Genomic DNA, 6,499 nt, shown 5'->3' with positions numbered 1-6,499 from the left:
TGTGAAACGCCGCACATTTTCAGCAGGGCTTTGCCCTGCACCCACCAGGAGGAGATAATCTCCTCCTGGACCTCCATAATAATTTTCTGCTTTTCAAATGCGATTGCCATGGGAAACAAGCGATTATCCTTTGACACAGACAATCTGTTTGAGCACATGGAGAATTTCCACCAAATCGGACTGTCTGGCCATCACCTTGTCAATATCTTTATAAGCGGCAGGAATCTCATCCATCACACTGGCACTCTTGCGACAGCTTACCCCTTCCGTCTGCTGCTGCAGATCGGCGGTGGTAAAGCGACGAGCCGCTTCGTTTCGGCTCATTTTTCGCCCTGCCCCATGGGCGCTGGAACAAAAAGTCTCCTGATTGCCCTTGCCGCGCACAATATAGCTCTTGCTGCCCATCGAGCCGGGGACAATGCCCAAATCGGTCTTTCGGGCGCGAATCGCCCCTTTGCGCGTCACCCACAGGGTGCGTTGAAAATGCTCCTCCCGCTCCATGGTATTATGATGACAATCGATCGCTTCACCAACCACCGCCAGGGGGCGAGCCAATACTGTGGACATGGCAGCCAAGGTGGCCTGCATCATAAAACGACGATTGGCCTTGGCATACTCCTGGGCCCAGGCGACGGCCTGCACATAATCCTGAAAATTGTCTGTTCCCTCTTGCAACCAGGCCAGATCGGCATCCGGCAACTGCTGCAAAGCTCTGCCCATATCCCGACGCGCCTGTTCGATAAAATAGGTACCAATCCGGTTGCCGATTCCCCGTGAACCGGAGTGCAAAAGCACCCAGACCTGTTGTCCCTCATCCAGACAAATCTCGATAAAATGGTTGCCTGTTCCCAACGTACCCAAATGGCGTTCGGCATTGACCCGTTTATGCAGCAGTTTGGGATGGCGTTGCAACACCTTGGGCAGGCGCTGTTCAATGCCATTTTTGGCCCAATAGGCACGAATGGGGATGGGGATGCTCTGCCAGGCCCCTTGATCGTTGGCTCCCCCTTGATCGGTACGACCATGGGGGACTGCCTGTTCAATCGCCGCACGCAGATCATCCGCTCGTCCTTGCAGCTCTTCTCCCAGCAACGCCAGCTTGACCGCCTGCATGCCACAACCAATATCCACCCCGACAGCCGCCGGAATTACCGCCTTTTCGGTCGGAATCACCGAACCGATCACTGCCCCCAAACCGGCATGCACATCGGGCATCGCCGCCACCTGCCGGAAGACAAATGGCAAATTGGCCACATTCATCAGTTGCTTCCGTGAGGTGGCATCCAGATCATCAGCATAGACATGTACCGGCACCCGGCCAGTATGGATCACTTCATAAATCGGCATCCCCAGGGCTCCTTATGCACAACAGCCTCAAAAGGAATTTCTTTTCTTGCGGATCGAGGTAAAAACCTGCTCGGCACTGTAGCCGGTCAAACCAATATTTTTGGCAAATTGGCTGTCATCCGCACGCAAAAATGGATTATAGAGCTTTTCCTCCCCCAAAGGAGAGGGCATGGTAGGCAACTCCATGTCGGTTTGTTGAAAAATATGTTTGAGCATATTTTGCAACTGGTTATTATTGGGTTCCAGAGAACAGGCAAACTGCAGATTGACCAGTGTATATTCATGGGCAGCGCACAAACGTGTTGCATCCGGCAACTGACGTATTCTCTGCAAACTTTCCCACATCCGTTCAGGAGCACCTTCAAAGATGCGTCCACAACCGAAGCGAAACAGAGTATCTCCGGCAAACAGAACATCCTGCAGCAAATAGACCACATGACCCGAAGTATGTCCTGGCACCTCCAAGACCATCGCCGATTCGGATCCCAACGAGATCTGTTGCCCATCACTCACGGCGACATCCAAGGGCGGCAAGCGGGCTTGATCCCGTTCCGAGCCGATGACTGTCGCCTGATAGATTTTGCGCAGATCGGCCACACCACCAATATGATCATGATGGTGATGGGTGAGCAGAATATGCGATAAACTGCCCTCCTGCGCCTGTAAAAACTGCCGTACCGGATGAACCTCACCCGGATCCACAGCAGCCCAGCTCCCCTCTCCGGTGGCAAACATCCAAATATAATTGTCCTTCAAAGCAGGGACAGGCTCGACCATGAGAGATTGTTGAGGCATAATTGAGATACTTTCCCTTAAAGTCCAAACGAGTGACCTGACCATGATGCTGGAAGCGGTCCGATTGCAAAAATGGTACAACTCCCCAGAGGGGCAAACGGTTGCCGATCTGATCGGCGAAATCATGCTGCAGTGGCTGAGCGTCAACCATCCTTCTCTGCAACTGTTGGGACTAGGCTATACGCAACCCTATCTGGATCGCCTTGTCCAGGCATTACCGGTGGAACGCTGCCGCCATCCCTTGGCAGCCTCTCCTGCCGAAATGGGAGTTTTGCCATGGCCTTCTGGCAGCGCCAACCGCGTCGCCCAGATACGACCTGATGCACTCCCCTTTGCCGACACCCAGTTTAACCAAGTCATCATGAGCCATTTTTTGGAGAGTTGTGCCTCCTCACAAGCGGCTCTGCGTGAAACCTGGCGGATTCTTACTCCCGGAGGTCGCTTGCTGATTATGGTACCCAACCGTGGCGGCATGTGGGCACGTCGCGACCATACCCCTTTTGGTTGGGGACACCCCTTTTCACCGGGACAATTAGCCGAATTGCTGACCGACTCCCTTTTTATTCCCAGACAATCCCGCTTTGCCCTCTTTATGCCGCCGCTTGGCAAACGCTATTTTCCGCAAGCGGCTCCCGCATGGGAAAAAGCGGGCAATCGCTGGTTTGCCCCATTGGGGGGAGTTATTTTATGCGAAGCGGAAAAGGTCGTCTATGCCTTAACACCACTGGGCAAACAATCGGCGCATAATCTTTTGCAACGCCCGCTCTCGCAAAGCTTTGCCCCCCGTTTTCACAAAGATGGTGCCAAGCGGAGCCAATAATGCAAGATTCTGACCTGATCCAACAATTTCTCGACGATCTGCTTGTTGAAGAGGGTTTAGCTGAAAATACGCTCGAAGCCTATCGTCTGGATCTGCTCGGTTTGGCCGAATTTTTGGCGCAACAGGCAAATAGTGCCCACTCGCTGTTGACCATGACCCCGGAAGATTTGGCCAATTATATGGAACAGCTCTACAGCCGCAAGCTCACTGCCACCACCGTTGCACGCAAAATGTCGGCCATTCGCCATTACTGCCGCCATCTGCTGGTCACCGAACAGCGCCCGGATGATCCCACCAGACTGCTGCAACTTCCAAAAATCCGCCGCCCCCTGCCCAAAACCTTCTCGGAAGAGGAGGTGGAGGATCTGCTTAACGCCCCGGATCAAACAACCGAACTGGGCTTGCGTGATGCGGCAATGTTGGAGTTGCTCTATGCCACCGGGTTGCGGGTTTCAGAACTGGTGGAGCTGACCACCGACAGCCTCGACGAACAATTTGGCCTGATTCGGGTGATCGGCAAAGGCAACAAGGAGCGTTTGATTCCGGTGGGCGAGGTGGCCATGGAGCGGGTTGCCCACTACCAACAAGCTGCCCGACCCATTTTACTTGCCGGACGCACTGCCACGGCTCTCTTTGTTACCGCCCGCGGCGGCGCCATGACCAGGCAAAATTTTTGGTATTTGATCCGTCGGCATGCGGTCATGGCCGGTATTCGCAAGGAGATCTCCCCACATCTGCTGCGCCACTCCTTTGCCGTACATCTGTTGAACCATGATGCCGATCTGCGCGCCATTCAAATGATGTTGGGTCATGCCGACATCTCCACCACGGAAATATATACCCATATCTCCAAAGTGCGCATGAAACAGGTCTATCAACGCACCCATCCACGAGCCTGATTGTGTCCACTCACGCCGAAAATTTCCCAAACACAACCTCCCTCGTACAACGGCTGCTCACCGGCATCAAACTCTCCTGCGCCCTGCTGATCGGCCTGCCCTTTCTGCTGACTCTGCTGCCCTTGTGGTTTCTCTACCGGTGGAGCGAACGCCGTCAAGGTCATGCCGATCCAGAAAATCCCTGGATCCTCTTATGGCACTCCCTGCTGGGGCGACACAATGAGGAGGAGCTTTTGTATATACCCAACGATGCCAATACATCTGCACCCTCCGCGGCACCAGAACCGATGCAGCAGGCAGAGAGTATGCACTCCTCTTCTCCACCCCCTGTGGCGGTACCCTTACTCCCCTCTCCTGGGGCAATCCCCTCCTCTGCGCCCCCTCTGCTCCTGCTGACCGGTGGCAGCAGTCAACTGGGGCGCTGCATCGCCATGGATTGGGCCAGCCTGGGATACCGGATCGTTCTGACCTATCATCGTGCAGCCCAGGAGGCCGAGGAGATTGTTGCAGCCATTCGTGCGCAAAACGGCAGCGCCGAGGCTATACCCCTCGACCAAAGCGATGCACAGCAGATCGAAACCGTTGTCCAACAGGTGGTCCTGCGTTGGGGCATCCCGCAACTGTTGATCAACAATGCCAGTCTCTTTCAAGCCACACCCTTGCAGCAGTTGGATTGGCAAAGCATGGAGCATCTGTTGCGGGTCAATCTGCAGGGTCCGCTCTGGTTGGCCATCTGTGTGGGCCGTCTCATGCAAGCGGAAGCAAAACGCCACGCCCATCCGGCACAGATCATCCAGATATGTGATATCTGGGGTGAAAAACCACTCAGCGAGCACAGCATATACAGCACCAGCAAAGCCGGTTTGATCATGGCAACCCGTTCTCTGGCCCGCGATTTGGCACCGTTGGTGCGGGTCAATGGCATCGCACCCGGCGCCCTGCTGGGCAACACAGACGATCCGGCCTGGCAAAAACTGTTGCGGCACACCCCCCTTGCCCAACATGCCTCAGCGCATGCCCTGTTGCAGGCCATTCGCTACCTGGTGCATGCCCCTTATGTTACCGGAGAAATCCTGCATATCGACGGCGGACGCAGTTTGAATTGACAGGAAGGACGCTCACCTTCTACAGTGAGCGCATGCACAGCTCCTTGCACGTTGGCCTCGGCAATACAACACCATTTACCCTAGCTAGGAATCGTAAACCAGTGCATGCGCAAGAGCCATGGCAGAAAAATCACCAGCGACGCCCGCCAGTGACCCCATTGGCCGATCGGATGCGACCAGCCAGCCTGGATGAGCTGTTGGGACAGAATCATCTGCTGGGCGCAGAGCGTTTTTTAAGTCGGGCCCTGGCCGAACAGCAACTGCCTTCGATGATCCTTTGGGGACCACCGGGATGTGGCAAAACCACTCTGGCCCGGCTATTGGCCAAACAGAGCCAACTCCCCTTCACCCCCCTGTCTGCCGTTTTTTCTGGTGTCAAAGAGGTCCGGGCTGTGGTCGAGGAGGCCCGGCAACGACGACAAAGCCATCAGCACAGCACCATTTTGTTCATGGACGAAATTCACCGCTTTAACAAAGCGCAACAGGATGCCTTTTTGCCCACAGTCGAGGATGGCACCATCATCCTGATTGGTGCCACCACAGAAAATCCCTCTTTCGAGCTCAATGGCGCCCTGCTCTCCCGTTGTCGGGTTGTGGTCTTGAACAGTCTGCAGGAAGAGGATCTGATTCGTCTGCTGCAACGGGCAGTGAGTGACCCAGAGAACGGTTATGGGCAATGGCCAATCACTCTGGATGAGGCGCTGTGGCCGCAAATGGCTGCTGCCGCACAAGGTGATGGACGTTATGCGCTTAATCTTTTGGAGAGCTTGATCACGGTGAGTGGTGTGCTGGATGCACCCCGTCTTTTGACCCTCAAGGATTGGCAACTCTGCCTGCAACAGCGCGCTGTCCTCTATGATAAAAAGGGCGAAGAGCATTATAACCTGATTTCCGCCCTGCATAAATCGTTGCGCGGCTCTGATGTCGATGCCTCCCTGTATTGGCTGGCGCGCATGTTGGGCGGTGGGGAAGATGGTCTCTATATCGCCAGAAGATTGATCCGTTTTGCCTCGGAAGATGTGGGCAATGCTGACCCGCAAGCACTCGCTGTTGCCCTGCAGGCCCGTGATGCCTTTCATTTTCTCGGCTCGCCAGAGGGAGAGCTGGCTTTGGCACAAGCGGTGGTCTATCTGGCTACGGCCCCGAAAAGCAACAGCCTCTATACCGCCTATCAAGCGGCGCAAGAGTGTGCCCGCAACAGCGGTCATCTGCCGCCACCGTTGACCATCCGCAACGCTCCCACTGCTCTGATGAAAGAGTTGGGATATGGCGCCCACTATCGCTATCCCCATGATTATGAGCATGCCTTTGTGGTGGAAAACCATCTTCCAGAACCATTGCAAGGAGAACGTTTTTATCATCCCGTAGAACGAGGATTTGAGCGGGAAATCAGTAAGCGACTCGCCTTTTGGCAACGACTGCGACACAAGGCAACGGCCAAAGAGCGCTCTTGAAAAGCAGGGCAATCGCAGTTGCCAATCTCCTCACTGTTGCCACAAGCGCAACTGTGCAGGTCGGGCGTCCGCCCTCCC

General features: G+C 55.1%; 6 protein-coding genes. 4 read left to right on the top strand and 2 right to left on the bottom strand.

Going from position 1 to position 6,499, the window contains the following annotated elements; translation table 11 throughout:
* Positions 1-123 precede the first annotated feature (123 nt).
* Both EJP87_RS12875 and gloB read right to left on the bottom strand, forming a co-directional pair.
* Positions 124-1,347: an RtcB family protein gene (locus tag EJP87_RS12875; protein ID WP_130472277.1), complete on the bottom strand. Its 1,224-nt coding sequence runs from the start codon at positions 1,345-1,347 to the stop codon at positions 124-126.
* Between the two features lie 27 nt (positions 1,348-1,374).
* Positions 1,375-2,142: a hydroxyacylglutathione hydrolase gene (gene gloB, locus EJP87_RS12870; protein ID WP_193771370.1), complete on the bottom strand. Its 768-nt coding sequence runs from the start codon at positions 2,140-2,142 to the stop codon at positions 1,375-1,377.
* A 43-nt stretch (positions 2,143-2,185) separates the two neighbouring features.
* Between gloB and EJP87_RS12865 the strand changes: the two genes are divergently transcribed.
* From EJP87_RS12865 to EJP87_RS12850, 4 genes are all read left to right on the top strand, one after another.
* On the top strand, positions 2,186-2,962 hold the full coding sequence (locus tag EJP87_RS12865; protein WP_130472275.1) for a methyltransferase domain-containing protein: 777 nt from the start codon (positions 2,186-2,188) through the stop codon (positions 2,960-2,962).
* The gene (gene xerD, locus EJP87_RS12860) at positions 2,962-3,861 is read left to right on the top strand and encodes a site-specific tyrosine recombinase XerD (RefSeq protein ID WP_130472274.1); all 900 of its coding nucleotides are present in this window, start codon (positions 2,962-2,964) and stop codon (positions 3,859-3,861) included. The genes EJP87_RS12865 and xerD overlap by 1 nt, the downstream gene beginning before the upstream one ends.
* A gap of 2 nt (positions 3,862-3,863) precedes the next feature.
* Positions 3,864-4,967 (top strand): SDR family NAD(P)-dependent oxidoreductase, encoded by a 1,104-nt coding sequence (locus tag EJP87_RS12855; RefSeq protein ID WP_130472273.1) that lies wholly within the window; start codon positions 3,864-3,866, stop codon positions 4,965-4,967.
* A 170-nt stretch (positions 4,968-5,137) separates the two neighbouring features.
* On the top strand, positions 5,138-6,421 hold the full coding sequence (locus tag EJP87_RS12850) for a replication-associated recombination protein A (RefSeq protein WP_420886862.1): 1,284 nt from the start codon (positions 5,138-5,140) through the stop codon (positions 6,419-6,421).
* Positions 6,422-6,499 lie beyond the last annotated feature (78 nt).

Source organism: Candidatus Magnetaquicoccus inordinatus, from assembly GCF_004217665.1.
GTDB lineage: Bacteria > Pseudomonadota > Magnetococcia > Magnetococcales > Magnetaquicoccaceae > Magnetaquicoccus > Magnetaquicoccus inordinatus.
The sequence above is the reverse complement of the archived record's forward strand: the minus strand, read 5'-3'. Positions and strand labels throughout refer to the sequence as shown.

What these genes read in the sequence shown, in the direction of transcription:
- EJP87_RS12875 (WP_130472277.1), bottom strand. Translation starts at nt 1,347, where the DNA reads ATGCCGATTTATGAAGTGATCCATACTGGCCGGGTGCCGGTACATGTC.
- gloB (WP_193771370.1), bottom strand. Translation starts at nt 2,142, where the DNA reads ATGCCTCAACAATCTCTCATGGTCGAGCCTGTCCCTGCTTTGAAGGAC.
- EJP87_RS12865 (WP_130472275.1), top strand. Translation starts at nt 2,186, where the DNA reads ATGATGCTGGAAGCGGTCCGATTGCAAAAATGGTACAACTCCCCAGAG.
- xerD (WP_130472274.1), top strand. Translation starts at nt 2,962, where the DNA reads ATGCAAGATTCTGACCTGATCCAACAATTTCTCGACGATCTGCTTGTT.
- EJP87_RS12850 (WP_420886862.1), top strand. Translation starts at nt 5,138, where the DNA reads ATGCGACCAGCCAGCCTGGATGAGCTGTTGGGACAGAATCATCTGCTG.